Below are 26,272 nucleotides of genomic sequence, written 5' to 3'. Positions count from 1 at the left end.
GATAGCACTCAGCCCTTGGACGCCGCGGCGGGGCGCGGGCCGTCCGCCGTGAGCGGCGCGCGTCAGCCCACCTGTCGGGCGGGGGCGAGGTGCGAACATGACCGTCGATCTTTCGATCCTCTTCGGGCTCGGCACGCTCGGCTGCGGCGCTGGCATGGCATGGCTGGCGGCCCGGACGGCTTCGCTGAGAGGACAGCTGCGCGACGCGGACAGGCAGGGAGAGGCCCTCCGTCGAGCCACCGCGGAGCTCGACCGGCTGCGGGCGGAGCTCGCCCATGACCGGGAGTCGCTCGGGCGCGCCCGGAGCGAAGAGCGCCAGAAGGTCGATTGGCTCGACGCCCAGCAGCGGGAGATCGAGTGGCTGAGACGGGAGCTGGACGTCCGGCCCAAGATCACGCAGAAGCGGTACAAGATCCTGACCCTCGGCGTCAAAGGGACCGGGAAGACGTCGCTCACGCTGAAGTGGGCCAATCCCCTCGTCGATCTCGGCAAGCTGCAAGGGACGAAGATCGAGCGTTATGAGCGGACCGTGAGCCACGTGTCCAGCAAAGACGAGCTGACCGAGCACATCTTCGAGATCGGCGACTGGGGCGGAGAGCACATCGTCGAGGCCCAGCACGAGCTCGTGATGGAAGAGATCCATGGCCTCCTCATGGTGGTCGATCTCGCGGCCAAGGACGCGCGGCAGGCGGATCCGGCCCGGATAGAGGAGCAGATCCGGGAGTTCCAGCCTCAGTCGCTGCGCTATTTCTTCGGCTCCAAGACGCTGACCGCGTGCAAGGCCGTCGTCCTGTTCATCAACAAGTCGGACGTCCTCGCCGGGACGCCGGCCGAGATCGAGGCGGAGGCGCGCAAGCACTACCGGCCGCTGATCGACGGGATCGAGCGGTTCAAGAACCACGTGGACACGCGGGTGCTGGTGGGATCCGCGAGCTACGGCCACGGCACACACCACCTGTTCTCGCACTTCGTCGAGCGCATCCTGCCGAAGCACGCCTACGACGGCCAGCTCCTCCAGCGGATCAAGCAGGACGTCCTCGCGCCGGCGGCGGTGTCGCAGACGGTGCGGCTCTCGCCCCCGCAAGCTCCGCAGGTCGAGCTCAATGGGCAGAAGTGACGGAGCCGCCGCGGGCTACGAGCCCCTGCGCTACCGCGCCGGCGACGACGCGCCCTGGTACCACGCGCTCCACGGGAACGTCCCGGAGCACCAGATCGACTTCATGTACGGCCCCGAGGTGCCCCAGGGCGCCCTGACGCCGACGCACTTCAGCCACCTCGCGCGGCTGATGAAGTACATCGAGCCGCAGACGAGCGGCGCGCACGCGTTCGCCATCGGCAACCTCTCGCGCGACGACACCCAGCACGAGGCGGGGCACGGCGCGATCGCGCTGCTCTTCGCGTTCCGGGTCGGCGGCGCGACGGACCACGCGGGGAGGGGGCACCCGCCGTTCGCCCACGGGATCCTCGCGATCGATCGCGAGGTGCGGCGCGCGTCGCTGCTCGAGGCGATCGGCTCGTTTCACCGCCAGGCGATGGAGGGCGGCGAGGCGGGCTCGCCGGCGGACGCGTTCTACCGGGCGTACGTGCGCGCGGTCCTGGAGCGCCCGGACAGCGTGCGCGGCGTGGTGGAGCGGTATGTGCAGGCATTTCGCGATCTCCCGCGCCTTCCGCGGAGCGACCTGCCGTGGGCGTGGGTCGCGGACGCCGGCGCGCAGCCGAGGCGCGTGGCGATCGTCCACGACGACGGCGAGCCGTTCGGATCCATCGCGCGCGTCGCTTCCCGGCTCGCGGCGGTGCTCTTCCGGTCGAACCTCCGGTGGACCGCGATCACGACGGGTCGAGAGGCGGATATCCCGGGCGGGCTCTCGGTGCGGCTCGTGGCCGAGCGCGACGTCGCGGCCGAGGATCGCAAGGGCCGGCTCCTGCGCATCGAGGAGGTGCCAGAGGACGAGGCGGAGCTCGCCCGCGACGTGTTCGGCGCGAGGCCGTACGGCGCGGAGACGCCGCGGGCCGTGGGCTGGCGGGAGCGGTATGCGGCGCAGCTCGCGCCGTCCGCCGGCGGGGGCGCGGCGCGGACGGGAGCGGAGGCCGAGGGCGAGCGGCGCGAGGGGGACGAGGCCGAGCGACGCGAGGGGGTCGCGGCCGACGCGGGGCGCGGCGGCGCGCGAGGCGCGGCGGTGGAGGGCGAGCAGGAGGAACGGCGGCGCACGGTGGAGAGGCCGTGTTCGCGGGCGTGGGGCAGGAGGGCGGCGGTCCTGGGTGCCGGCGCGACGCTGGCCGCGGTGGCGTCGGTGCTCGGCGTCCCGTCGGATCAGCCGCGCCAGGCGGAGCGGAGCGCGGATGTCGCGGCCCCGCGGGCGGCAAGGACCGGGAGCGAGCCGGCCCCCGCCGCGCCGCCGCCGGCCGCTGCGAGCTTGCCGGAGGCGACGCCGGTGCAGGGGGAAGCAAGCCCGCCGGCGCAGGGCCGCGGGCCGCAACGGGCGCCGACGAGATGGGGACGACCCAGAACGCCGCCGAAGTCGGTCTTCGAGACCCCGCCCATCTTCAAATAGGAAATAGATTTTCCTCGAGGTGTGCTGCGCGGTGGCGGCCGCGGCTCACGGCGCGCAGCGCGTCCCTGTCTGGAAGCTCCAGCATGCGGCGCTGACGCCGGCGTGGCCTGCGTTGGATGACGACTCGAGTCCTCCCGGACCGCCTTCACCCGGCTCTCCAGCGATGAACTCCTTCAACGACGGCACGGCAGCAGGGGCGGCGTCGTAGGCGATGCCGATCGCATGTCCGCCGCGCCCGCCGCCTCCGGGGCCGCCATCGCCGCCACGACCGCCCTTGCCACCAGCCCCGTTATCGGGCGCATTCGCATCGTTCCGGTTCGTGCCGCCCGGTGCACCTCGCCCCCCGTCTCCGCCGCTCTGTCCTGCGGCACCGATTCCTCCTTTGCCGCCATGACCCACGGTGACGGTCACATCGGCCAGGCTCAGCTTCGTCCCGATGCTCACGATTCCGAGGCTGGACCCGCCGGCTCTCCCGCCGGCGCCGCCCCTGCCGCCGCATCCCCCTGCGCCTCCACCCCCGCCGCCCGGGGCAGCGCCGTCTGACGGACGCCCGTCGACGAAGGTACAAACGATGCCCAGCACGCGTGCGCCAGCTCCCCCTCCGCCTCCCTGGCCCGGATTGCCGGGCTGGCCGGGGGCGCCGTCGCCGTCCGTGATGCCGGCGAGGGTCAGCCTCCCGTCATGGCCGCCTTCGCCAGGCGTCCCGCCGGCGCCAGCGGCACCGGCGATGCCGGCCTGGCGGGTTCCCGAGGCGTCGACCGTGCCTCCGAAGCCGTCCGGGGGCGTGCTCGCGAGCGGCTTGCCGCCCTCACCGGGCTGCGCGGGCGTGGAGGGCAGAGTCAGGGAAAGGGGCGACGTCTCCCCGATCCCGCCCGCGCCCCCATCGGTGACCACGTCGCCGCACGTCATCCGTCCGGGCTCACCACCGCGCGCGGGAACTACGCAGGCATTCGTCGCTGCGTTCTCGCCCTCTGCCGGCGCGTCCCCCCCGGCGTCTGCCGCGGTCGCCTCCGGCTCACCGCCGGCGCCGGGCATGCCGTCGCCGGCCCGCACCTCGAGGTGGCTCAGCTCGGCCGCGATGTCCGCCACGGCGACCGCGATGGACGACCCGCCCGGCTCCGTCGCGCTCGCCGCGGAGATCACGAATCCATGCACCTTCGCCCCGTCCGCGTCACCCGTCAGGGTGAGCGCGACCTGTCCCGCCGGCCCCGCGATGGTGCTCTTCGCATCCGGGCTCTGCTTCCACTCGCCATTGCACGTGAAGTCCCCGCGCACCTCGATCCCCGCGGGCAGCGTCACGGCCTCGGCGAACGGATGCCCGGCGCATGCGCACACCGTCCCGCCCTTCGCGTTGTCGATCGCCTCTTGCAGGCGCGCGTAGGGAGCGTCGCGCGTCCCTGCGCCTCCAGACGCAGCGCTCGCGCTCGCGAACACGTCGCACCCGACTTCCGGCGTCGGTCGTACAGGCTCCTCGTACAGTCGCGCCTGCTGGCACGCGGTCGCGCACAATGCAGCGGCGAGCACGGCGGCGCACCGGAATCGACGAGTCATCTCCAACGGATTGCATCGCATGAAGTCACTCCTCCGTGTCACTGTCGTCTGCTCAGCGAACGACGTGCGCCGGGCTCATGCACGACGAGGACCGACGCTCCGCTCGGTAGGATGGGGGGGACTTCGATAGGGGCGTCGCTCGCTGCTATGCTCGAGGCGTGATGACAGGCGGCGGCTCACGGCGCGCAGCGCGTCCCTGTCCTGAAGCTCCAGCATGCGGCGCTGATGCCGGGGTGGCCCGCATTGGATGAAGACTCGAGTCCTCCCGGACCGCCTTCACCCGGCTCTCCAGCGATGAACTCGTTCAACGACGGCACGGCAGCAGGGGCGGCGTCGTAGGCGATGCCGATCGCATGTCCGCCGCGCCCGCCGCCTCCGGGGCCGCCATCGCCGCCACGACCGCCCTTGCCACCAGCCCCGTTATCGGGCGCATTCGCATCGTTCCGGTTCGTGCCGCCCGGCGCACCGCGCCCCCCTTCTCCGCCGCTCTGTCCTGCGGCCCCGATTCCTCCTTTGCCGCCATGACCCACGGTGACGGTCACATCGGCCAGGCTCAGCTTCGTCCCGATGCTCACGATCCCGATGCTGGACCCGCCGGCTCTCCCGCCTGCGCCGCCCTTGCCGCCGCATCCGCCCGCGCCTCCACCTCCACCGCTCGGGGCGGTGCTGTGCATCGGAATCCCAGGTGGGAATATAGAATAACAGGTGAGTGTCAGCACGGGTGCACCAGCTCCCCCTCCGCCTCCCTGGCCTGGCTTGCCGGGCTGGCCGGGGGCGCCGTCGCCGTCCGTGATGCCGGCGAGGGTCAGTCTTTGGTCATGGCCGCCTTCGCCAGGCGTCCCGCTGGCGCCCGTGGCACCGGCGATGCCGGCCTGGCGGGTTCCCGAGGCGTCGATCGTGCCCCCAAATCCGTTCGGCAGCGTGTCCGCGAGCGGCTTGCCATTCTCACCAGGTTGCGCGGGCGTGGCGAGCAGATTCCCGGAGATGGGCCACGTCTCCCCGGTCCCGCCCGCGCCCCCATCGGTGACCACGTCACCGCACGTCATTCTTCCGGGCTCACCGCCGCGCGCGGGAAGCACACAGGCATTCGTCGGCGCCTGCGCGCCCTCTGCCGGAGCGTCCCCCCCGGCGCCTGCCGCGGTCGCCTCCGGCTCACCGTCGGCGCCGGGCATGCCGTCGCCGGCCCGCACCTCGAGGTGGCTCAGCTCGGCCGCGATGTCCGCCACGGCGACCGCGATGGACGACCCGCCCGGCTCCGTCGCGCTCGCCGCGGAGATCACGAATCCATGCACCTTCGCCCCGTCCGCGTCACCCGTCAGGGTGAGCGCGACCTGTCCCGCCGGCCCCGCGATGGTGCTCTTCGCATCCGGGCTCTGCTTCCACTCGCCATTGCACGTGAAGTCCCCGCGCACCTCGATCCCCGCGGGCAGCGTCACGGCCTCGGCGAAAGGATGGCCGGCGCAAGCGCACACCGTCCCGCCCTTCGCGTTGTCGATCGCCTCTTGCAAGCGCGCGTAGGGAGCGTCGCGCGTCCCGGCGCCGCTAGACGCAGCGCTCGCGCTCGCAAACACGCCGCACTCGTCTGTCGGATCCGGAATCGGCTCACAGTGCAGGCACACCGGTGGCTCCTGGCATGCGACCGCGTGCAGCGACGTGGCGAGCACGGCGGCACATCGGAATCGATGAACCTCGTCGAACAGACCCGCGCGCATGATGTCACTCCTCCACGTCACCACCGCGTGTTCAGCGCAATTCCTGCCCCGGGCGCCAGCGCGATCGGAGCCGCCGTCACCGCCGGTCTTCCGTCGGCCCGAGACAATCCGAACAGCGCATAACCCACGGTCGCCGTGCCGAGCACGCCGGCCCCGGCGAAGATCCCTGTCGAGAGGTTGTACATGCGCGCGGCCTTGATCCGGTGCTGGTCCACCTCGCCACACCTCACGTAGTCGAGCGACGGAGGCCCGCTCACATAACAGGAGTCCGCGCCGGGCACCGCGGCGTTGCTGCCCGACCATGCGCTCCGATCCGCGATGATCCTCACGACGATCGCCGTTCCCAGCGCAAGCCCCGTGGCCGCGCCACCCGCCGCGATGAGCGTCGTGCTGGGCCCGGCGGCCCTGCGATCCGGCGCCGGGGGCGGGCGCTGCTGCTGCGTCCGGGGTTGCTGCTGCGTCAGGGGTTGAATCGCCGCCGCAGCGGCAGCGTGCTCACCGAAGCTGAGCTCCACCTCCTGCGACGCTCCCGGCGCGAGCGCCACCGAGATCTTCGCCGGGCGCTCACCCTGGATCTGCGCCTCGATCATCCGCTTTCCCGGCTCGACGTACACCTCCCGCTCGAGCGGCGATGTCCCCGCGGGGACGCCGTCGACGAGCACCAGGGCCCCTGGTCGGCTCGCCACGATCGTGAGCGTGGAGATCCTCGCCTTGGCCTCCTCGAGCATCTGCCGCCCGAGCGCGCGATCGAGCTCGCTCACGCCCTCTGCCTCGCGCAGGAAGAACGCGATGTGCTCTGCGGCGTCGCGGTGCATTCCGAGCTTGAGCTCTGCCCGCGCGAGGTTCGCCGCGATCTGGAAGTGTCGCTTGAGCGTCCACGCCTCGAGGTACGCGGCGTAGGCGTCCCGCCAGCGATCCTCCCTGGCCGCCGCGACCCCTGCGCTGTAGATCTGCGCCGCGCGTGTGCTGTCGTCGCGCGGCGCCCCGGTCGCATCACCGGTCTCTGCGAAGGCGACCGCCTCCACGGCCGCGGCGCAGAGGATCGCGCCCAGCGCCGCTCCAGCCGTGTGCCGGCCAGATGTCGTCAGAACACTGACCATGATGTACCTCCTGCACGTCGATGACATGGGTCCATGACGGTGCATGGGCGGCGCGGGGGCATCGCGTCTCGTTGATCTCACCGCGGCGCCGGCCCTTGCGGTGCGGCAGATCCAAGGTGTCCTCCAGAGCGCTGGGCTCTGGAGCTCGCCGTTCCTCATCTCCGCGGCTCACGGGGGCTGCGCGTTCGCGCCTCGTTGTCGAGACAGAGGGTCCGCAGGAGTCCTGTCTCGCCTGCGCAAGGATCGTCCTTCGGCTGTCGGGTCGAGGGCCGGCGCGGCGAGCGCTGCGCCTGCGCGCTCGTGCCAGAGGACGGTGCGGGCGCACGCTGATTCGATGTCGGCGCCGGCGCAGGCGGTTCAGGCGCAAGGCGCGCGCCATCCACCGTTGTCGCCCCGGGGACTCCGTCGGCTCGCGCCGGATCCGCCGGGGCCGGCCGGGCTGGGCTCGCGGCCGTCCCTCCGGATTCAGGCGTGCGTTGCCACGCCGGCGACGGCGACCCGGAGCTCTCGTGAGCAGGTGTGGCGGCGCGAGGTGCGCATTGCTTCGACAGGGCGAGCCCCATCGCGACGAGCGTCCACAGCGCGAGCGCAGGGGCCGCGGCGGCGACCCTGGTATTCTGCCTCCGGCGCTCGCTGCGCCTCGCTGCCTCGGGCGTCCCGGGCGCGGCGCCGCGGCTGGCGAGGTTCATCCGGGAGGAACTCGTGACCACCGGTGTGGTCGAGCTCCCGGGATCCCGCCGGTGGCCTGGCGCGGCCTGCCCCGTGGCCGCAGTGTCCGTGGCGCTGCCCGCGGCCGAGGTCTGCGGGCTGTGCGGCGTTTGCGCGATGGCCTGCGGCGGTACCGCCTCGGTCGTCTCGCGCGCCTCCCCGGGCGTGCGGGGGAGCGGTCGTCTCGCCGTTGCGATCTCGTCGAGCAGCTCGGCCACTTCCGCTGCCGTCCTGAACCGCTCTTCGCGCTCTCGCCGCATGCAGCGGGCGACGATGTCCACGAGCCGCCCGTCCACGCGCCACAGGGTCCGCGCCAGGGTAGGGATCTCGCCGGTCAGGATGGCGGCGAAGACCTCCGTCGGGTTCCCGCGGAACGGCCGCTCTCCGGTGAGCATCTCGAAGAGCACGACGCCGAGCGTCCAGATATCGGTGCGGTGGTCGATATCGCTGTCCGCCCTGACCTGTTCCGGGCTCATGTACAGCGGAGACCCGACCGCCCCGCCTGGCATGGTGTGGAATCCGTCGTTGATCGAGAGGTTCTTGGCGACGCCGAAGTCGAGCACCTTGACGATCCACCCGCTCGCGCCGGGCTCCCGGTGCAGGAAGATGTTCGAGGGCTTCAGATCCCGGTGGACGATGTGGAGCGCGTGCGCCGCCGCGAGCCCTCGCGCGACGTCCCTGCCGATGGCGGCGCCGAGCTCCGGCTCGACCCGTCGCCTGCGCGCCAGGAGCTCGGCCAGCGTCTCGCCCGAGAGCAGCTGCATCACCAGGAACGGCTCGCCGTCGGCCGTCTCGACCATGTCGTAGACGTCGACGACGTTCCGGTGCCGGAGCGCCCCGCAGCTCCGCGCCTCCCGCTCGAGCCGCCGCCGGAGCTCCGGCTCCGAGCGGATCATCCGCTTGAGCGCCACCTCGCGCCCGGTGGCGACGTTGATCGCCGACCAGACGGAGCCCATGGCCCCCTCGCCGATCTTCTCGACGAGCCTGTACTTGCCGGCGATCGTCCCGTCCGCGTCGGGCCCGTGTGTCTTCAGCCTCGACATGCGCCCCTCTCGCGGCGGAGCCAGCGCGCCGCGAACGGACCGCATCGGGCAGGCCGCGCCGGACGCAGCTCGACGTCCAGCGGTGTTGCTCCCCTGCAGGTGTCTCGCGATCGATGGGGGTCCGGTGCCACGCTCGCCGCGGTGCAGACATGGCGCGTGCCACGAACGGCCGTGCAACGTCATCGCACCTTCGTGAACGTCGAGGGCGTCTATCGTCCCTCGGCTGGCATCGCGCACGCCCCAGCGAACGCCTGCGGTGCTGTCGGTCGATGCGCATTTCAGGGCGTCATTGGGGCGGAGACGTTCATTCGAGTCGACCCGCGACACGCTTGACGATATCGACTTTCGATGGTTGAACACCCACGTGTTCGTACGACATCTGCACCGCGGCCTCGCGGCCGTCCATCGGCACGTGCGGCAGATCGAGCAGGGACTCTCCGAGATCGCGCTTGCGCTGTTTCCGCCCGGCTTCGAGCGGGTCGCCAGCGACGAACACTACGCAGCGGCGGCCTCTCACTATTCCCAGCCGGGGCAGCAGCGGGCAGGCCTGTTCCCGTTCGAGGTGCGAGCGCTCGATGCCTACTTCGCGCCGCCGCCCGCGCGGCTGTTCGTCCCCGGCGCCGGGGCCGGGCGCGAGTTGCTCGACCTCGTCGAGCGCGGCTACTCCGTCGACGCAATCGAGCCGGTCCCGATTCTCGCCGAAGCTGCGCGGCGCGCGCTCGCGGAGCAGGGCCGTGCGCACGAGGGGGCTTCGGTGACCTGCGAGAGCCTGGAATCGTGGATGGAGCGCGGCGCCGGCGGCTACGACGGTATCCTCACGGGGTGGGGCATGTGGACGCACGTCGTCCAGCGGGACGCCCGCCTCGCCGCGCTGCGCGCCTTCCGCCGGGCGTGCCCTCGCGGGCCGGTGTTGCTCAGCTTCTGGAGCCTAGAGCGGGTCGTCGACGACCCTAGTGAGCGCAGCGGCGCTGCCGCCCACGCGACCTCGCAACATGCCACGCCCCTTCAGGCCTTCACCCATGGCCTGCTTCGGCAATCGCTCCTCGCCTGGCCGCCGGTCGAGCGGGGGACGGTCTGGCGAGCTGGGATCTTCGCGCACTGCGTGAGCGCGGCCGAGCTCCACGAAGAGGCCACCCTCGGCGGCTACAAGGTGCTCCATTACGAGCGCGACGTCGCGCGCTTCCCGAACGCGGTGCTCGCGCCTGCTTAAGCGCGTCCGAGCACCAGGCGCCGGCGCGCGACGGGCGCGATCGGACCCGGAGCTTTCTCCGTGGTGCTGCGCGGCTCGCACGGGACGGCGAAGAGGGCGATCGTCGGGACGGTCATGAGCGCGCCGAACACGAGGAGGCCCATGAACACAGCGATGCCAATGTGCAGCGCCGCCGTAGCGATGACCCACAGGAGCCGCGTGCGCCGCGGCCAGATCAGGAACGCATAGCCCACCTCGATCGCGAGCACCGCCCAGCCGAGGAAGGCCGCGAGCCACGCGTGGCGCGCCAACCACGAGAAGTCGAGCTGGCGGTATTCCGGAAGCATTAGCGCCCGCCAGATGGCCTCGCCGTTCCACCACGACGCGCCTGACGCCTTCCCGAGCCCGCTCGTGAGATAGACCGTACAGAGGTGCAACTGCACGACGCGCAGCCCGAGGCGGGCCACGACAGTCGGCTCGCTCGAAGTCCGCCCGAGCCGGCGATCCAGGGAGAGCGCCGCTCCCGAAGGCATCCAGACGAGGTAGAACAGAAAGACGTTGGCCATGTAGTCCGCCCCGTAGGTGGCGGTCGACGCGATCGTCATCAGCGCCAGATGGGCGAGCCACGCCGCAAGCGCTGCTGTTCTCGTCCGCCATCCCAGGAGCAGCGCGACCAGGGAAAGTACGTAGATCGCGCCGGTGGTCGTGACGGCGGCGCGGGCGTCGACGCCGCGCTGGGAAGTGAGATCCACGAACCAGGCGACGCAGGACAGACCGGGTTCGATGAGAATGTCGCGCGGCAGCGCCCGGAGAGCTCCGGATCGCACGCCGAGCAACGAGAGCGCGGGCGCGGTGAGCGTCGCCTGGAGCAGGAGCACAGCCGCGATCCCGATCCGGAGAGCGGCGAGCGGCGCCGCCGAGGCGGGGGCCAGGGCGAATCGCGCGAGTGGGCCCGAGGCGAGCCAGCTGCGCAGGGTGCCCGCCGCGCGTAACACGCCGGGGATGCCCATGGACTCCCCTGTCATGGCGCACCTGCGCCGTCGCCCCGGGGAGCCCGCGACGATGGTGTGCTCGTGATCCTGCCCTCGTAGCGAACATTCCACCGAGGTCGCCGTCCTGCGCGGTACTCCCGCATCGAGGGGAGGGCGCATGCCTCCAGCCGGACGACGACGCTCTCTGCTCCCGGGTGCCGCGACAGCATCTCGTCTGCCCAGGAGGCGACGAGCGCGCTCCGCGAGGTCGGCTGCCGGAAGAAGGTAGAGACGACACTACGTATCCGGATCTCCTCCTCGTGGCCATTCGCCGGTCCGAGGGTATCGCTGGCACTCGCCCCGCCGGGGTACATTATCTGAAAAGTCGCCCAAGGCGCTGCGTCGACGTTGGGAGCGAAGAAGGTGTAGGCGAGGTCGGCACCGGAGATCGCACCGTAGTACGAGAGCGCGCGTGTCAAGCGGCCATCGCCTCGCGGATAGACGAAAAGCGCGCCCAGGATGACCAGGCCAAGGTGCCCAAGCGCGGCAGCAGGCGCGAGCACGGCGCCGCTCCGGCTCATCGCGGTCCTCCTGCTCGACCTCCTCCAGGAGCGCCCGCCTCCGCGGCCCGTTCGACCTCCGGCGACCCCGGCGGGAGCAGCGGATCGGCGGGCGGTCCGCCCGCGGGACGGGACCCCATCCAGAGATATCCCTTCGTCGTCACGGCGGAATCGGGGCTGAGGGTGAGCTTGATATGGCTGACGTCCCGGAGGATCAGTGACGGCGTGACACCCTCCGCCGAAGCACGCTCCCAGCCGCACCAGCTGAGGAGAGCCGCGCGCTTCCCGGGCGTGCATAGCCGCCCCCCGACGAGGGCGTCGAGCAGTCTCGACATCGTGGTCGAACCGAACTCGAGCATCGGGCAATGGAGCTCGAGGCCCAGGAAGGGCAGGAGTGCGTCCTCCACGTAGAACTGGAGATCGATCCTCTCGACCAGAGACCCGAGATCCCGGACGATCCGGCCGGCGGCGTCGATCGGTCCCGACCATCCCACATCGCCTAGCACGTCGAGCGTGCCCTCCAGCGGGAGTTGGTCTACCGCAACCCGCATGCCGCCGCGGTTGCGCGACGTCAGGTATCCGATGGAAAACGGCTGCGCGGGAGGCGGCAGGCCGGTCAGGAGATCCAGGAGAGCGCGGGCGCGCAGCGGCGCGAGCGGCGCGCCGAGCACCGACTCCGCCGCAAGCGCGGCGGCCTGGTACGCCTCCTCAGCCGATGCCTGGCGCGGCCAGGCATCGGCTGGTGCCAAGCGGGTCGCGGGTACGACGTGAACGGCGGGCGGAGACAAGCCATCGTGTCCATCGGCGTCGAACTCGAGCCAGATGGCCGCGATGGCGGCGTGGATCGGCAAGGAGGGATCCGACCAGCGGGACCCGAACAAGCGCGTGAGCCGCCAGACGGGGTGATTCAGCAGATCCGGATCGATGGATTCCTGCGGTTCGAGGCCTGCGAGGGCTCGCTCACCGGGAGAGCCTCTGAGGATGCTGATGGATAGATCGGCAGACCCGGATGGCCCCTGCAACCCGTACTCGAAGATGAAATCGCGGGTCATCTGCGCCGGCAGCCGAGACGCGAGTTTCCGGAGCGGAGCCCATGCCGATGGCCGCATCAGAGAGGTCGCCACGTGCGATTCGGCGCGATGCATAAGTTCCAGCAATGACATGCTCCACCTCGCTCCTGCTGCAGAGCCTCCCGCGGCGCGGCCGGCCCGGTCCAGCGCGCGGGCAGCGGCCGCGCCACGCGGCAATCGCTGGCGGAGCAGCGGCTCTCCGCCGCGATGCCTCACCATCACTCCTGATGCACGACGCACGCATGTCAAGCATGGCTGCGACGGTCGCGAGAATTCGATTTCATCGTTCAACGACCCAAGGACGAAAGATATTTCAATGGTGGTACAGTGACAGTGTAGCGGTTTGTGGCGGTCGACCCATGGCACTCCCCTTGCTCAGTCTGTTCGGTAATCGAGAGTAGCGATGGGAACGCCGAAGGCCCATTGCACTCCTGAGATTCGAACCGTCGAACTGGGCCACATCTGCGAATGGGGAGACAACCATGTCAAACAACACAATCACGACAAACCTCCAGAGCAGCGCGCCGGGCTGCTCTATGATGGCGTCGCTCGATGCGGCGACGGACGTGGACGCGGCCTGGCTCCTTGAGGGGGATATCGCCCGCGAGCACCTCATGGTGCCCTCGGGCATCGCGCCGGACACCTCTGGCGACGTCCTGCAGGCCTGCTGTGGGACGATCTGGACCGCCGGCTGCTCGTTCGCTAGCCGCGCGCCGCAGGACGTTCTGCAGGCCTGCTGCGGGACGATCTGGACCGCCGGCTGCTCGTTCGCTAGCCGCGCGCCGGACGACGTCGTCGCGCCGGGCGACGCGGAGCACGCCGCAGGCCGCGTGGAGCCTGGCCTCGACGGCGCCGCGAGCTGACGGCGCCTCAGGCCGCGAGCTGATTGCGCTGCAGGAGGAGCGCTTGCGGCCCGTGGCGGACGGGCCGGTCGAGGGAGGTGCGCTCCTGTGAAGCGACATCGCGGGCGCCCTTGCCCGCAGGCATGGAGAGATCGAACGACGAGCGCAGACATCCGGTAACGCGCCTCCGGCAAGAATCATGCTCAACATCGATGCCATCACTCCCCACCTCATCCGTTGTCACCTCGTCGACTTGCGCTCGGTCCTCGACGGGCGCCTGACAATAACGAGCACCCTCAGGCGCAACTACAACCTGCGCGTCACCAGAAAAGACGGCATCGGCTATCTGATCAAGCAGTCCGACGATGCTGTCGCCGGCGGGCGGCAAACGCTCCTCCGAGAGGCGGCCTTCTACTCGTACTGTCATGCAGAACCAGGCGCCCGCTCCGTTCGAGCGCTGCTGCCGCGGCTCTGCCATTTTGATCCCGAGCGCTCGCTGCTGGCACTCGAGCTGCTCGAAGGCGTGCGGCCGCTATGGATCCAGCACCACGCGGACGATCTGGAGAGCACCTCGGTCGCGGCGTCCTGGTCGGTCGGGCACGCCCTCGCGGTCGTGCACCGCGCCTTCCGCCTGCCAGGTCCTGACCAGAATCCGCGGCTGCGGTGGCTCCGCTCGGAGCCGCCCTGGGTGCTCGCCGTCCACCGACCCGAGCTCGATCTGCTCGGAGACCTCAGCCCGGCGGGCCACAAGACGATCGAGATCCTCCAGCAGCAGGAGGCGTTGTGCGCGGCCCTGGATCGGCTGCGCGAGCAGTGGTCGCCGGAGACCGTGATTCACGGCGACGTCAAATCCGACAACATCCTCGTGCTCCCGGCACCGTACGGAGCCGCGGCCGGGCCGCCCGAGGTGCGCCTGGTCGACTGGGAGCTCGTCCAGCTCGGGGATCCGGCGTGGGACGTCGGCAGCGCGCTGCACGATCTCGTGCTCTTCTGGATCTCGACAATGCCAGCGCCCCCGCCGGACGCCCCCGGGCGGAGCGCCGCCGCCGCTGGCGCACCCCTCGCGAAGATCCAGTCCGCCGCGCGCGCCGTGTGGCAGGGGTACCACGCTGGCGCGTCGCTGCCGGAGAGCGAGGCGTGCGCGCTGCTGGACCGCGCGGCGCGGCTGTCAGCTGCGCGGCTGATCCAGTCCGCCTGCGAGATGGTCCAGAGGTCTCATGCGCTGCTCCCCATGTCCGTCCTGCTGCTGCAGATAGGCAAGAACCTCCTCGACCATCCTGAGGCTGGAGCGGCTTGCCTCTATGGCCTGTCGTGGGAGTCGTCATGACCAAGTCATTCGAGGACGAATGCCATCGTGATCTGGTGTCCGTCGCCGAGGCGGTAGATATCTGCTCTCCGGAGCAGTACTGGCTGTTGGGGGAGCTCAGGGACGTCCCGCCGAATGCGCCGCGCGACGAGGGAGGGGCGGCGCTTCCCGCCGCTCTCGCGGCCGACCTTTATACCCGGCTCTACACGCGCCCTGCAGGGCGGGAGCCATCGACGTTCGACGCGGTGAGGGAGCGCGAGCACGTGGCGGCGCTCTCCGCCGCCAACTGCGCGCAGGGCGTCTGGGAGCATGGCTGGACGGTCCGGTCGATCGAGCGCGACGGACGTATCGCGGCGACCAAGGATCAGGTCACCTTCTGGGTGCGCCCCCATAGGCTGCGCGTCGAGGAGGGCGAGCTTCGACCGGACGCGGCGTGCCGCGTTTGGGTCGGAAAGGAGATGCGCGGCAGGCTCCCCGGCTTCTACCTGGCGCTAGGCGGCGGAAACGAGGGGTACCGGCCCGGGGCGCCGGCGCCGCTCCTGCGCATCTACTGGCATCTCACGGCGGAGGTGGCAGCGGAGTACATCATGCTCGCCACGAACGGGCTGAGCGCGATCAAGATCCCTTTCCGCACTAAGGTGCTCACGCACCCCGATCGCTACCTGCGGGCCGACGCTGGCGTGCTCTACCTGGAGCGCAGGGACTTTCCTCAGGCCCTCGGGGAGATCCGCAACATCTATCGAGCGATACGCTCGGGGCTCAGACCGTGCGAGCCCATGTTCACGAAGCCCCTGGCGCCGGGGCTTGGCCTCGCCGAGGACCCGCACGACGGAATGAGCTTCGGGCAGTCGAGGTGCATGCTCGCGGCACGGTCGCTGTTCTCCGCCTACGTGCGCGGGGCCACGGATCGCGACGCCCGCCTCGCGGCGCTCGCGGCGGCCTGCCGCGACGCGGGGATCCACCCGTCACACCCCTTCCTCGCCGGGGGCTCGACGGGCGCCTATGCCCCGCTGCATCCGAGGGGCGCCCTGCGCCGCTCCCCCGGAGCGACTCTCAGGTCGAAGAGGAGGGAGGGACGGACATCATGAGCGTGCGCATTGAGGAGGGGAGCGTCTTCTTACACCGGGCGACGCAGATTGGCCGGGAGCTCTGCGACGTGGCGTTCTGGGACGAGGGGCGCACCCGGTGCACGTGGATGGGTCGCACCGACGTGGAAGATGCCGGCGCGGGCCCCGCAGCCGTGGCCACGGCAGTGATCGGCGATCACGTGTACGCGGGCACCGCGGGGATTGCCCTCTTCCTCGCCGAGTTGTTCTTGCTCACGGGAGACGTCGTCTTCGAGCGCACGGCGCTCGGGGCCCTCCGGCAGGCCATCGAACATTTTGACGCAGGGCTCGCGGATCGCGCCTCCCCGCTCTCCTTCTTCTCCGGACAACTGGGCGTCGCCTACGCGGCCCACCGGCTCGAGCAGATCTCTCCGAGCGCGCACCTAGGCGGAGAGATCGACCGGATGCTCGAGTTGATCAATGCTGCTTGCTCGACACCCCACCTGCTGGACGTCATGGGAGGCAACGCCGGGGCGATCCCTGCATTGCTGGCGCTCGCCGACACGTCCGGCAGGCAATGGTGCCTCGAGCTGGCGCACGCGTGCGGCCGCGAGCTCTGTGCGACGGTCGCGCGAGAGGGGTCTACCTGCTGGTGGGATGCCCAGGAGGCCAGCGGGATGTCCGCTTCCCGGCCGCTGACGGGGCTGTCCCACGGAGCATCCGGCATGGCGCTCGCGCTCCTCGAGCTCTACGGCGCGCTGGGCGATGCCGAATTCCTCGCGATGGCCCGCGGCGCCTTCGCTTACGAAGATCTCCTGTTCGATCCCACCCAGAAGAATTGGCAAGACGTCCGCTCACGACCATCGGCCAGCCCCGGCGGCAACGTCTTCCAGAGCGCCTGGTGCCACGGAGCGCCTGGGATAGCACTGGCGCGCCTCCGCGCGATGCGCCTGGATCGCGAGCGCGCCGACGCGCACGCCGCCATGGCGCGCGTCGGCCTGGAGGCCACCGTCGCCGCCATCGAGCAGCGCCTCGGCATGCACCGGCACGACGCGACGCTCTGTCACGGGCTCACGGGGCTGTGCGAGGTCGCCCTGATCGCCGGAGAGGCGCTCGACGAGGAGCGATATCGGTTGATCGCCCGCAGCGCTGCTGAGGCGCTCGCCTCCCGCCATGAGTCGGCTTGGAGCTGGCCCTCCGGCGCCCCGGCCGGAGGCCCCAACCCCACCCTCCTGATCGGGGCGGCGGGCATCGGCCACCACCTGCTGCGCCTCCAAGCGACGGAGGACGTGCCGCCGATCCTCTGCATCATGCCTTCTGACGTCGCCCGTCGTCAGGTTCGCTGAGCATATCGGCGCCGGTAATCAAGGGAGAGGTACGGGGGAGTGCCCCCGGAGGGCGCGCCTTCAGCGCGTCACTCGGATGGCATGGGCACATCGCCGGACTCGAGTGGTGTCGCGAGCGCTCGGCGGTGCAGCGTCATATGGCCGCGCTGGATCCCCTCGGTCGACAGCGCTCTCAGGGCGGCCAGGTTCGACGCCAGTCCGATCGCCGCCGCCACCATCGCGAGTTCGGCGGCCGACCGGACATTGAGCAGCCGCAGGGCGATCTGCGCGCCCCGGTGCACCCGGAGCGCGCCGCCCACGGTTCCGAGCGACATCGGCATCGACAGCGTCCCCGCGAGCGTCTCCCCCCCGTCGGCGAGCTGCCAGGTGGCGAGCGGTCTGTACTGCCCGGTTCGCGCGGCGTATGCGTGCGCCGCGGCCTCCACGGCGCGGAAGTCGTTGCCGGTCGCGAGCGCCACGGCGTCGACGCCGTTCATGATGCCCTTGTTGTGCGTCACCGCGCGGTGCGGATCGAGCTCTGCGAACCGCGACGCGCTCGCGACCCCGAGCGCCGCATCTCGCCCACTCGTGCGCGCGCAGCCGAAGGATTCGACCGGGATCCGCGTCGTCACGTGCACGAGGCGCCGCTCGCAGTAGTTCGAGAGGATCCGCAGGCCCAGCGCGCCGCCCGCGAGCTCCCCGATCCGCGGTCCGAGCGCTTCGGCCACGGTGTTGAGCACATTGGCCCCCATGATGTCGCACACATGGACCAGCACGTCCGCTACGACAAAGCCCTCGCCTAGGTCGCGCACGTCGACGCGGCGCGCTCCGCCGCCCCGCGCCCTGACCCCTGGGATCGCCGCGTTCGCCAGCTCGACGAGCTCGCCTTCGGCTTCGCGGATGCGCCGCGATGCCGCGACGGGATCGTGCACCTCGTGCGCTTCGATCTGCGCGATCATGAGCGGCTCGTCGGCGCTCGCGCGGAAGCCGCCGCCGGCCCGGGCCCGCTTGCTCCCGTGCGAGACCGCTGCGATTACGCTGGGCTCCTCGATAGCCATGGGCACCAGGTAGTCGGCGCCGTTCACCTGGAGGTTCAGCGCCACGCCGAAGGGCAGCGCCAGGGCGCCTATGGCGTTCTCGACCATCCTGTCGGCTGCAGCGACATCAAGGGCGGCGCCGCCGAGCACCTCGTCGAGCTCGCCCTCATCGATGGCGCAAAACGTCGCGAGAAGGCGGCGGCGGGAGGCGATGTCAAGATCGCGGAAGCCGGGAATACAGGACGTCTTCGATCCCATAGAGAAGGCCCTTCGGCGAAGCCGATTTCGCATGGGAATATGTGGTGTTCCGGCCGTCGAGCGTCAACCGGACGGCCCGCCCCGGCGCGAATCGGCACTCGCCAGCATCGCGGATCACGCGGAGAACGGCAAAACGATCTGCGCCAGAGGCGAGCATCCTTCGGATGCCTATTGCTCGGCGCTTCCATCGAAAGGCCGGAGCGCTGTCCGGCGAGCGGTTCGACGCGCGAGGCATGGAAAGCTTCCTGCTGGTCGGGACCGCAAAAGCTGCAGGCCTGCATCGCCCAGGTCGAAGCGAAGCTGGCCAAGGAGGACACGGTGGCCGCCGAGATCTCCGAGGAGTACACGAAGCCGAGAAAAATAGAGCTTGTGTGGTGGCTGGACCGGCGGAAGCGCGATGCAAACCGCGTCACGCCGCCGTCGTCGCTCGACGAGGCACGTCATACCGCAGGGCGCTCCGTCGATCACGATCACGACGTGCGGCTGCACAGCGCCATCAGGTACATCACGCTGCATGACATGCTGGCCGTCGGCGCCAAGTCGGTCAGGGCCGAACGCGATCGGAAGCTCGAAGCCGCCCGAGACCCGTCGCCAGCGTTGCTCCGCGGCAAGGAAGGCCGCGTGACCGAACGCTCGCAGTTGGAGCCCCGAAGGCGGTATCCGTCTGCCCATCGCCCGCGCGTCCGCGACGCCGCCGCGCGCAACAGAGGGCCACGTCGCGCCCGGAGCCACGCGCAACTGCGCGCAGGCGCATGCCGAGCACGGCGAGGACGCGATGGGTCCCGGCGCGAACATGGTGGCATCCTCGTCCGCGCGATGGGCCGGAGGCGCCAGGCCGCCCAGCAAAGCTCACCCGCCAGCAGCCGCCTGGTCCGACTCCCCCCACGCCACCATGACCGCGCTCGTGTTGTAGAACCCCTCGACGCTCCCCCCGAACTTCGCGATCTGCCCGTAACACGCCATTCCGAACATCGGGTTCGACGCCGCGTTCGGCGAGAGGAACGCCCGCACTTCCTCGCGGTACCGCTCGCCCAGCATCCGGAACCGCGCCGCGCAGTCGAACACAAGCGAACCGGCCACCCCGGGCAGCGGCCCCAGCACCTTGGTCGACAGGCTCTTCGCCGCCTGGAGCACCGCGTCGGTCGCCGCGTTCACGACGCGCACCACCTGCCCGCGCGCCAGCCCCCCGGTCAGCACCACCGCGCCGTCCCCGCGGATCGCGATCGGCGACCTGATCTTCAGCGACTCGCCGAACGGCGTCTTCGCCCCGAGCGCGTGCTTCGCCATCGTCTGGAGGAGCCCCTCGCCGCTCGACCGGAAGCCGAGCCGCGAGAGCTCCTCCTCGTACACACGCGCCGCAGGCTGCCCGTCCAGCGTCCTGAGCACGTTCCGCTCGATGTCCGTGATCGTGAAATCCCGCCCGCCCTCGGCCGCGCGGAACCCGTGCACCACGTCGATGTTCACCCGCTGCCGGTGCGTGAGCCGCACGAGGACCGCCGCGTCCGTCAGCACCTTGCGGCCGAGGAACACCCGCGCCCCCTCGAACGTCCACCCGTCGCCCGCCGTCCCGCCGAAGACGCGCGTGTGCGGCGGCACGCCCTGGCGGAGCGCGGCCACCAGATCGTCGCCGTCGCACGCGAACGCGTCCGCCAGCACCAGGATCGAGCTCGTCGCCCCGCTCCGCCCGCTGCCGCTCGAGACGGCCTCGTCCATGTCGCTCAGCGCCGCCCTGATGCTCTTGCCGTGATCCGAGCGCAGCTCGCGCGCCGCCGTGCACGCCACCTCGACGTTCGCTCCCCCGAGGAAGGCGCACGTCACCCCGCTCCTGCTGAAGCCGCGCTCCGTGAACGACACCCCGCCGGTGGTGGCTCCGACCACCGGAACGCCCGTCGCATCCTCGACCGCGGCGAGGTACTCCTCGTGCTTCGTCCCGCTCGGCATGGCCACGATCGCGAGCCGCGCGGGCTCCTTCCACTCCGCGACCGTTCGCTCGATCTTCCGGCCGAGCAGCCACGCGTTCCCGTCAAAGGGTCCGAGGGTCATCATCTTCATGCGCTGAAGCTCCTGCGTGCCCGGCGCCGGAGCGCGGGCTTCGGATCCAGGCCATCGCCGACGAACCGCGTCATGACGGTGATATCACGCACGAGGGAGGCCGCTCTACTCCTCATGGAGGAGGGCCGCCGCCGCGCGCGGCCGCTCGCTCGGGTGACGAGAACGGGCAGCATCGGCTCAGCTCGGATGCTGTGCTCGGGCCGCATACCTCCGCGCCGGAGCACCGCGCGATGCTGCGCCTCGCGCGCGAGCGCGGCGTCGCGCGGCGTCGACAGCAGAGCGTGCGAGCGCCGCCTCTGCGAGCGCGCTCACATGCCGAGCAGCATCGGCTCCCGCTGCCGCACGAACCCCTCCACGAGCTCCCGCTGCTCGCCCGAGAGCCGCACGAAGCGCGCCCCGAACCCAGGCGGGCCCTCCTCCTCTGCCTCGCGCGTCCATTCGACCACCCCCACCGCGTCGATCTCGCCGCCCTCCGCGAACGGGATCCTGAGCGCCACCGTCGTCCCGCGCGCCGGCGGCGGCCGGAAGGTCGGCACGAAGATGCCGCCGTGATCGACGACGTCGGCCGCGGGCGCCGTCCGGTAGAAGTTCGCCGGCGACGCCGCCCCGACCCGCGCCTCGAAGCGCGGCGGCGGCGGCTGGCTCTGCGGGCGCGCCGCCGCGCGGACCTTCTCCTCGAGCGACCGGAGCCCCTGCGCGAGCTCCGAGATCTGCGCCTCGATCGCCCGGATGCCGAACGCGCTCTGCGTCGTCGCCTTCGCGAGCGGCGCCACGAGCCGCTCCACCAGCGACAGGTGGTGCCCCACGAACTCCGACACCGAGCGATCCGTCTCGACCTTCACGTCGACCCGCGGCTGCGCCGCCCCCTTGAGCGCCGCGGAGAGCCGCTCCATCTCGGGCGCGAGCCACTGCTTCATCTCCCGCGCCCGCGCGTCCCCCGCCTGCGCCACCGCGGCCGCCTTCCCGATCGCCCCGCGGATGCCCTCCAGCTGCTCGCCCAGCATCGACAGCGTGCCGGTCACGCGCACGACCGGGTCGTCCTCCTTGCCGCCCATGCGCTTGATCCGCAAAAAGCCCTTCTTGATGTCGTCCCACCGCGCCGCCTGCTCCGGCGTCATCCGGCCGCGCAGCTCGGCGAGCTTGAGGAGGTTCTGCTCGGCGCCCGTCGTCAGCGTCTGCGACTCGCTCACGTAGTGATCGTCGATGAGCCGGTCGACCTCCTCGGGCGTGTGCGCCGCCACGACCTTCTCGGCCAGCTTGTTCATGTTCCGGTAGCTGCCCTGCAGCTTGAACGGCGGCTCCGTCCGGAAGGCGTCGTCCTGCGACGCGCTCCGGATGTACTCGAGGTTCACGGACAGGAGCACCTTCTGCACCCGGAAGAGCCGCTCGAACACCGCGACCATCTCCGAGACCTCCGCGGCGGAGTAGGCGTGCTCGAGCTCCGTCGCGGCGATGGCCTCGCCCTGCGCCATGCGGATGAGCTTGTGCGTGTCGCCCGGCGCGCGCCCGGAGAGCGGCGCGAGCGTCGGGTTCGACGTGAGCGCGTTCTCCAGGTAGCTCAGCGCGAACAGCGCCTCCTTGCCGTCGAGGATGTCGCCGAGGTTGTACGTGTCGGCCCGGTTCGACAGCATGTCGGGGATCTGGAACCGCGCGCCCGACTCCGTGTACGGGTTGCCCGCCATCACCACGCAGAACTTCTTGCCGCGCAGGTCGTACGTCCTCGTCCGGCCCCGCCACACGCCCTCGATCCGGCGCTGCCCGTCGCAGAGCGAGATGAACTTCTGGAGCAGCTCCGTGTTCGTGTGCTGGATGTCGTCCAGGTACAGCATCACGTTGTTGCCCATCTCGAACGCCAGGTTGATCTTCTCGACCTCCTGGCGCGCCGTCGCGTTCGGGGCCTCGGCCGGGTCGAGCGACGTCACCTCGTGGCCGAGCGACGGCCCGTTCACCTTCATGAACACGAGGCCGAGCTTGCTCGCGACGTACTCCATCAGCGTCGTCTTGCCGTAGCCCGGCGGCGAGATGAGCAGCAGCATGCCCATCAGGTCGGTGCGCTTCACGTCGCCCGCGGCGCCGAGCTGCTTCGCCAGGTTCGCGCCGACGAGGGGCAGGTAGACCTCGTCGATGAGCCGGTTGCGCACGAACGACGTGAGCACCCGCGGCGCGAACTCCTCGAGGCGCAGCCGCTTCCGCTCCCGCTCCGCGATCTCGCTCCTCACCTTCCTGTAAGCGCGGTAGCGCGGCGCCCGCTCGTGCAGGAAGTCCTCGATCCTGCTCAGGAATTCGTCGAGCCGGAGCGCGAGCGCGCGCTCCTTGATGCGCGGGTGCTGCCCGAGCAGCCCCTCGACGCGGGCCTCGGTGACGGCCCCGCTCGGCTCCCGCTCGATGTGCCGCTCCGTCACGACGATCACCGCCGCTTCCAGCGCGAGGTGGGCTTGCGCCGCGTGTTTCGAAGCGAACCCGCGCAGCCACGCCAGCGCGAGCTCCAGCCGCTCGGCCGGGTGCTTCTCGAGCTGCCGCAGGTCCTCCTCGAACGCCGCGCGGCCCCCCTCGAGGTCGAGGCGCGCGAGCAGCGCGTCGCGCAGATCGAGCGCCGCGTCGCTCGTCACGAACCGGGGGCGCTCCGCCGCCAGCTCCTCCACGAGGTACCGCGCCGCCACGCGCACGTCCGCCGCGCTCGCCTCGAGCCTGTGCGCCGCCGCCGCCGCGGCCACGCCCTGCGCGAGCTCGGCCGCGAGCGCCGCCCGCGCCTCGCCCTCGCCGAGCTGCGCGGCGAGCCGGCCGAGGCTCCGCGACCGCCGGTGCGCGAGGTCCCGGGCGCGCGCGTCGAGCCCCGCCCAGGTCAGGCAGGCGAGGGCCCGCGGCGCGCTCCCGAAGCGCAGCAGCCCCGCCGTGGACCGCAGCGCGAGCAGCTTCTCCAGGATCAGCGCGGCGTCCGCGTCGTGGACGCCGCGCTCGTAGCCCTCGTCGTGCCGGCCCTCCGCGTACGCGCGCACCGCGCCGAGCAGCCCGCCCGGGCCGAGCGACGCCTCGCGCAGCCGCTCGATCGACAGTCCGCACAGCCCGCCCCGCCCCGCCTCCGCGTCCGCGAGCATCGAGCCCGCGAGGAGCTCGCCCCGGTAGACCTCGGGGGTCTCGCTCGCGAGCTCCTGGCCCCAGAGATCGCGCGCGCTCTCGAGCGCCGGGTCCTCGATCGGCTCGAAGAAGTCGGTCCCGGTGAGGTGCAGCGCGAGCCCGTCGCCGCGCGGGACCAGCGTGAGCTCCAGGGCCTGCGTGCTCACGTTGAAGCGGTGGCGGCCGAGCTTGATGACGTCGCCGCCGCCCTCGAACAGGTCCTCGCGGTCGCGCAGCGCCCGGAGCGCGTCCTGCCGCGCCGACTTGAGCCGCGCCTCGACCTCGTCCCCCTTCACGCTGTCGCCGAGCGCGTGGAGATCGGCCGCGAGATCGCGGAGCTTCGCGACCATCGCGTCGGACGCGAAGTACGTGTTGAGCTCGTCCACGCCCGCGAAGGTGCGCGCCCGCCGCGCCACCCCCTGGACGATCCGGTCCGCCGCGGCGACGAGGTTCGAGACGCGCCGCTGCCGCTCGTCGAGCAGCGCCTGCCTGCGCGCCGCGATCGCGTCGTTCACCTCCTCGCGCTTGGCCGCGAGCTCGCCCAGAAACTCGTCGAACTCGCCGAACTTCCCCTCGAGCTCCTCGAGCTGGACGAGCAGCTTCGACAGCTCGGCGTCGCAGCGCTCGGGCGTGTCGCACACCGCGATCGCGCTCGAGACGCTCTGGCCGAACACCTTGAACTGCGCGCCGAACTCGGCGCGCCCCTCCGCGCCCCGCAGGTCCTTGCCGCGGGCGCTCAGCGTCGCGCGCGCGCGGTTCAGCTGCGCGTAGACCTCGCTGATCCCCTCCAGGATCCGGGTCCGCGCCGTGGGGTCGTCGACCTTGAGGCTCGCCACGATCTCGGCGAGGACCGAGAGCCCCTCGTTCACGGCGTCGAGATCCGCGGCGAACGGCGCGAGCTCGGGCGACTTCGCGACAGCCTCGATCTTCGCGATGAGGCCCGCGAGCCGGTCGGCCAGCGGGCGGAACGCCTGCTCGCCGAGGAGGAACGTCACGCACGCCTGGCTCACCTCGTCGGCGCGCGCGACGATCTCGGCCTCGAGCGCGTCGACGCGGCCGAGGTCCATGTACTTGAGCTCGCGGAGCGTGATGAGGTGCCCCCGCTGCCGCCGCAGCGCGGTCAGGGCCTTCAGGAACGCGTCGACGCTCGCCGCGTCCTCGGGCCGCACCCCGGAGAGCAGCTGCCGCTGCGCCGCCTCGGCCTCGGCGAGCGCGGCCGCGGCGCGCGCCTTGATGCCCTCGACCTTCTCGAACTCGTCGACGATGCTCTCGGAGACGCCCCGGAGCTCGTTCACGACGGACAGGAGATCGCCCGCCTCGGCGTGGCCGAGCCAGTAGTAGGCGTCGGCCATCCGCCCGGCGGTCCTGATGAGATCCTCGTACGTCTGCCGGGTCGGCGACCCGTCCAGCGCCGCGCGCCGCATGCTGAGCGCGTCGGAGATCCCCCGGACGAGGTCGGCGTTGCCCACCTTCGCGAGGTACGAGCCGTCGGTCGGCGCCGACGCCGCGAACTCCGCGGTCATGAACGGCGTCTGCCAGATCTGCATCGGGTGCACGCGGGTCGCCTCGTCGCTCGACGCCCGGAAGATCACCATCTTGCCGTCGTCGAACAGGCTGTACCCGTGGCACTGGATCGGCGTCGCGATCTCCTTGCGGATCAGGTTGTAGGGGAAGAGCACGTACCGCCCGTCCACGACCTGGTGGAACACGTAGAGCACGTCTTCCCCGTTCGGAGAGCGGATGACCCGCTCGAAGACGAGGCTCTCGGTGCTGCCCTCGAAGCGCTTCGTCTCCCCGGTGATGAGGTAGTAGCCGTTCGGGAAGACGATGCCCTGGTCCTCGGGGAGGCTCAGGCAGGCGAGGCCGATCGCGTCGATGCGCGTGACCTTCCGGGTGCGGCCGTTGTAGACGAGGTAGCGGTACGAGGGCTCCCGGAACGGCTTGATCTTGAGCAGGATGAGCGGCCCGAGCCGGGCGTACTGGATGTCGGCGTCGTCGAGCGCCTGGCCCGCGTCGTCGACCGGCTCGCGGTAGATGCCGAGCCCCGTGGTCGTGTTGTTCTCGACCTTGACCGTGAGATCGCCGCCGACCGTCTCGACGAAGATCTCGCCGAGGATCGCGACGTGCGGGTGCTTGCCCTGCACGTGGTCGTCGCGGGTGGCCTGGGTCCAGGCGAAGTCGTGGGCGCGCGGCCGGACGTTGTCCTCGTCGCCGCGCGCGTCGAGGTACCGGATGCGCCCGGTCGCGTCGATGCTCCACCGGAACACCTTGGTGTCGCGCTCGGTCGCGCCGACCTGGAAGATGGCGAGCAGCCGCGTGTCGCCGCTGCGCCGCAGCTGGAGCAGCCGGGGCTCCTTGACGTAGCGGTGGAGGTCCTTGAACTCCTTGACGAAGCCGGGGTCGCCGAGGAACGCCTCGCCCTCGTCGAGCGGCACGTGGGTCAGGTCGAACGCGCCGCCGTCCTTCGCGAAGCGGTGGAGGCTGAAGACGTCGCCGACGTTGACCTCCTTCAGCCCCATGAACACGAGGTAGCCGACGAGCAGCTTGCCCCGGATGCTCACGATGTCGCGCGGCACGCAGTTGTTCTCGGTCCTGACGCGGGCGTTCTCGAGGAGCGCGAGGTCCGTGCCGCCGAACACCTCTTTTCGCCGCGCGTTGAGCGCCTCGGCGCGGCGGGCGAGCTCCTCGGCGCGCTCGACGAGCCGCCGCCGGATGACCTCGTAATTGCCCCCATCCAGCGGCTCCGCCGCCTGCGGCGGGGACGCCCCCGCCGCTCGGGCCGCGCCGTCCAAGGCCCCTGTCGACACCATGCATGCTCCGTGTGGTCAGCCGAAAG

Annotated in this window: 17 protein-coding genes; 7 read left to right on the top strand and 10 right to left on the bottom strand. The window is 71.2% G+C overall.

Annotated features, from left to right (window positions below; genetic code table 11):
• Nucleotides 1-97 precede the first annotated feature (97 nt).
• Nucleotides 98-1,117 carry an ADP-ribosylation factor-like protein gene (locus WMF44_RS28395; protein WP_437293176.1) on the top strand — a complete coding sequence of 340 codons (1,020 nt, stop codon included), beginning with the start codon at nucleotides 98-100 and terminating at the stop codon, nucleotides 1,115-1,117.
• Nucleotides 1,104-2,552, top strand: a complete 1,449-nt coding sequence (locus WMF44_RS28390; RefSeq protein ID WP_437293175.1) for a hypothetical protein — start codon at nucleotides 1,104-1,106, stop codon at nucleotides 2,550-2,552. Before WMF44_RS28395 ends, WMF44_RS28390 begins: the two co-directional genes overlap by 14 nt.
• 45 nt (nucleotides 2,553-2,597) lie before the next feature.
• Here WMF44_RS28390 and WMF44_RS28385 read toward each other — a convergent pair whose 3' ends face one another.
• The 4 genes from WMF44_RS28385 to WMF44_RS28370 form a co-directional block, all read right to left on the bottom strand.
• Nucleotides 2,598-4,103, bottom strand: coding sequence for a hypothetical protein (locus tag WMF44_RS28385; RefSeq protein WP_437293174.1), 1,506 nt, complete (start codon nucleotides 4,101-4,103; stop codon nucleotides 2,598-2,600).
• Nucleotides 4,104-4,279: 176 nt separating this feature from the next.
• On the bottom strand, nucleotides 4,280-5,815 hold the full coding sequence (locus tag WMF44_RS28380; protein ID WP_437293173.1) for a hypothetical protein: 1,536 nt from the start codon (nucleotides 5,813-5,815) through the stop codon (nucleotides 4,280-4,282).
• Nucleotides 5,816-5,832: 17 nt separating this feature from the next.
• The gene (locus WMF44_RS28375) at nucleotides 5,833-6,915 is read right to left on the bottom strand and encodes a hypothetical protein (protein WP_437293172.1); all 1,083 of its coding nucleotides are present in this window, start codon (nucleotides 6,913-6,915) and stop codon (nucleotides 5,833-5,835) included.
• 155 nt (nucleotides 6,916-7,070) lie between these two features.
• Nucleotides 7,071-8,666 (bottom strand): serine/threonine-protein kinase, encoded by a 1,596-nt coding sequence (locus WMF44_RS28370; RefSeq protein ID WP_437293171.1) that lies wholly within the window; start codon nucleotides 8,664-8,666, stop codon nucleotides 7,071-7,073.
• A 256-nt stretch (nucleotides 8,667-8,922) separates the two neighbouring features.
• On the opposite strand from WMF44_RS28370, the gene WMF44_RS28365 reads away from it, so the two are divergent.
• Nucleotides 8,923-9,876, top strand: a complete 954-nt coding sequence (locus WMF44_RS28365; RefSeq protein ID WP_437293170.1) for a hypothetical protein — start codon at nucleotides 8,923-8,925, stop codon at nucleotides 9,874-9,876.
• On the opposite strand, the gene WMF44_RS28360 is transcribed toward WMF44_RS28365, so the two are convergent.
• Genes WMF44_RS28360 through WMF44_RS28350 form a run of 3 tightly spaced genes read right to left on the bottom strand, consistent with a single transcriptional unit; the run spans nucleotide 9,873 to nucleotide 12,747 of the window.
• Nucleotides 9,873-10,880, bottom strand: a complete 1,008-nt coding sequence (locus tag WMF44_RS28360; RefSeq protein WP_437293169.1) for an HTTM domain-containing protein — start codon at nucleotides 10,878-10,880, stop codon at nucleotides 9,873-9,875. The two genes, WMF44_RS28365 and WMF44_RS28360, sit on opposite strands and share 4 nt — an antisense overlap.
• The gene (locus tag WMF44_RS28355; protein WP_437293168.1) at nucleotides 10,877-11,407 is read right to left on the bottom strand and encodes a hypothetical protein; all 531 of its coding nucleotides are present in this window, start codon (nucleotides 11,405-11,407) and stop codon (nucleotides 10,877-10,879) included. The genes WMF44_RS28360 and WMF44_RS28355 overlap by 4 nt, the downstream gene beginning before the upstream one ends.
• The gene (locus WMF44_RS28350) at nucleotides 11,404-12,747 is read right to left on the bottom strand and encodes a hypothetical protein (protein ID WP_437293167.1); all 1,344 of its coding nucleotides are present in this window, start codon (nucleotides 12,745-12,747) and stop codon (nucleotides 11,404-11,406) included. The genes WMF44_RS28355 and WMF44_RS28350 overlap by 4 nt, the downstream gene beginning before the upstream one ends.
• Nucleotides 12,748-12,938: 191 nt before the next feature.
• Here WMF44_RS28350 and WMF44_RS28345 point away from each other — a divergent pair, with 191 nt between their 5' ends.
• From WMF44_RS28345 to WMF44_RS28330, 4 genes are all read left to right on the top strand, one after another.
• Nucleotides 12,939-13,319: a hypothetical protein gene (locus tag WMF44_RS28345; RefSeq protein ID WP_437293166.1), complete on the top strand. Its 381-nt coding sequence runs from the start codon at nucleotides 12,939-12,941 to the stop codon at nucleotides 13,317-13,319.
• 178 nt (nucleotides 13,320-13,497) lie between these two features.
• Nucleotides 13,498-14,625, top strand: coding sequence for a phosphotransferase (locus WMF44_RS28340; protein WP_437293165.1), 1,128 nt, complete (start codon nucleotides 13,498-13,500; stop codon nucleotides 14,623-14,625).
• Entirely contained in the window at nucleotides 14,622-15,692 is a 1,071-nt protein-coding gene (locus WMF44_RS28335) for a T3SS effector HopA1 family protein (protein ID WP_437293164.1), read from the top strand. The genes WMF44_RS28340 and WMF44_RS28335 overlap by 4 nt, the downstream gene beginning before the upstream one ends.
• The gene (locus WMF44_RS28330) at nucleotides 15,689-16,996 is read left to right on the top strand and encodes a lanthionine synthetase LanC family protein (protein ID WP_437293163.1); all 1,308 of its coding nucleotides are present in this window, start codon (nucleotides 15,689-15,691) and stop codon (nucleotides 16,994-16,996) included. Before WMF44_RS28335 ends, WMF44_RS28330 begins: the two co-directional genes overlap by 4 nt.
• Nucleotides 16,997-17,064: 68 nt before the next feature.
• Here the strand turns inward: WMF44_RS28330 and WMF44_RS28325 are convergent, their stop codons facing one another.
• The 3 genes from WMF44_RS28325 to WMF44_RS28315 form a co-directional block, all read right to left on the bottom strand.
• The gene (locus tag WMF44_RS28325) at nucleotides 17,065-18,270 is read right to left on the bottom strand and encodes a hydroxymethylglutaryl-CoA reductase, degradative (RefSeq protein WP_437293162.1); all 1,206 of its coding nucleotides are present in this window, start codon (nucleotides 18,268-18,270) and stop codon (nucleotides 17,065-17,067) included.
• Nucleotides 18,271-19,119: 849 nt separating this feature from the next.
• A complete protein-coding gene (locus WMF44_RS28320; protein WP_437293161.1) occupies nucleotides 19,120-20,322 on the bottom strand; it encodes an FIST signal transduction protein in 1,203 nt (400 codons plus the stop codon).
• Between the two features lie 308 nt (nucleotides 20,323-20,630).
• Entirely contained in the window at nucleotides 20,631-26,246 is a 5,616-nt protein-coding gene (locus WMF44_RS28315; RefSeq protein ID WP_437293160.1) for a DNA repair ATPase, read from the bottom strand.
• Nucleotides 26,247-26,272: the final 26 nt, after the last annotated feature.

This window comes from Sorangium sp. So ce426 (assembly GCF_051475585.1).
GTDB classification, from domain to species: Bacteria; Myxococcota_A; Polyangia; order Polyangiales; family Polyangiaceae; genus Sorangium; species Sorangium cellulosum_B.
This window is presented reverse-complemented; position numbering and strand designations above follow the sequence as displayed.

Excerpts from the sequence above, each read along its gene's own strand:
- WMF44_RS28395 (WP_437293176.1), top strand. The coding sequence starts at position 98 with ATGACCGTCGATCTTTCGATCCTCTTCGGGCTCGGCACGCTCGGCTGC.
- WMF44_RS28390 (WP_437293175.1), top strand. The coding sequence starts at position 1,104 with ATGGGCAGAAGTGACGGAGCCGCCGCGGGCTACGAGCCCCTGCGCTAC.
- WMF44_RS28385 (WP_437293174.1), bottom strand. The coding sequence starts at position 4,103 with ATGACTCGTCGATTCCGGTGCGCCGCCGTGCTCGCCGCTGCATTGTGC.
- WMF44_RS28380 (WP_437293173.1), bottom strand. The coding sequence starts at position 5,815 with ATGCGCGCGGGTCTGTTCGACGAGGTTCATCGATTCCGATGTGCCGCC.
- WMF44_RS28375 (WP_437293172.1), bottom strand. The coding sequence starts at position 6,915 with ATGGTCAGTGTTCTGACGACATCTGGCCGGCACACGGCTGGAGCGGCG.
- WMF44_RS28370 (WP_437293171.1), bottom strand. The coding sequence starts at position 8,666 with ATGTCGAGGCTGAAGACACACGGGCCCGACGCGGACGGGACGATCGCC.
- WMF44_RS28360 (WP_437293169.1), bottom strand. The coding sequence starts at position 10,880 with ATGACAGGGGAGTCCATGGGCATCCCCGGCGTGTTACGCGCGGCGGGC.
- WMF44_RS28355 (WP_437293168.1), bottom strand. The coding sequence starts at position 11,407 with ATGAGCCGGAGCGGCGCCGTGCTCGCGCCTGCTGCCGCGCTTGGGCAC.
- WMF44_RS28345 (WP_437293166.1), top strand. The coding sequence starts at position 12,939 with ATGTCAAACAACACAATCACGACAAACCTCCAGAGCAGCGCGCCGGGC.
- WMF44_RS28340 (WP_437293165.1), top strand. The coding sequence starts at position 13,498 with ATGCTCAACATCGATGCCATCACTCCCCACCTCATCCGTTGTCACCTC.
- WMF44_RS28335 (WP_437293164.1), top strand. The coding sequence starts at position 14,622 with ATGACCAAGTCATTCGAGGACGAATGCCATCGTGATCTGGTGTCCGTC.
- WMF44_RS28330 (WP_437293163.1), top strand. The coding sequence starts at position 15,689 with ATGAGCGTGCGCATTGAGGAGGGGAGCGTCTTCTTACACCGGGCGACG.
- WMF44_RS28325 (WP_437293162.1), bottom strand. The coding sequence starts at position 18,270 with ATGGGATCGAAGACGTCCTGTATTCCCGGCTTCCGCGATCTTGACATC.
- WMF44_RS28320 (WP_437293161.1), bottom strand. The coding sequence starts at position 20,322 with ATGAAGATGATGACCCTCGGACCCTTTGACGGGAACGCGTGGCTGCTC.
- WMF44_RS28315 (WP_437293160.1), bottom strand. The coding sequence starts at position 26,246 with ATGGTGTCGACAGGGGCCTTGGACGGCGCGGCCCGAGCGGCGGGGGCG.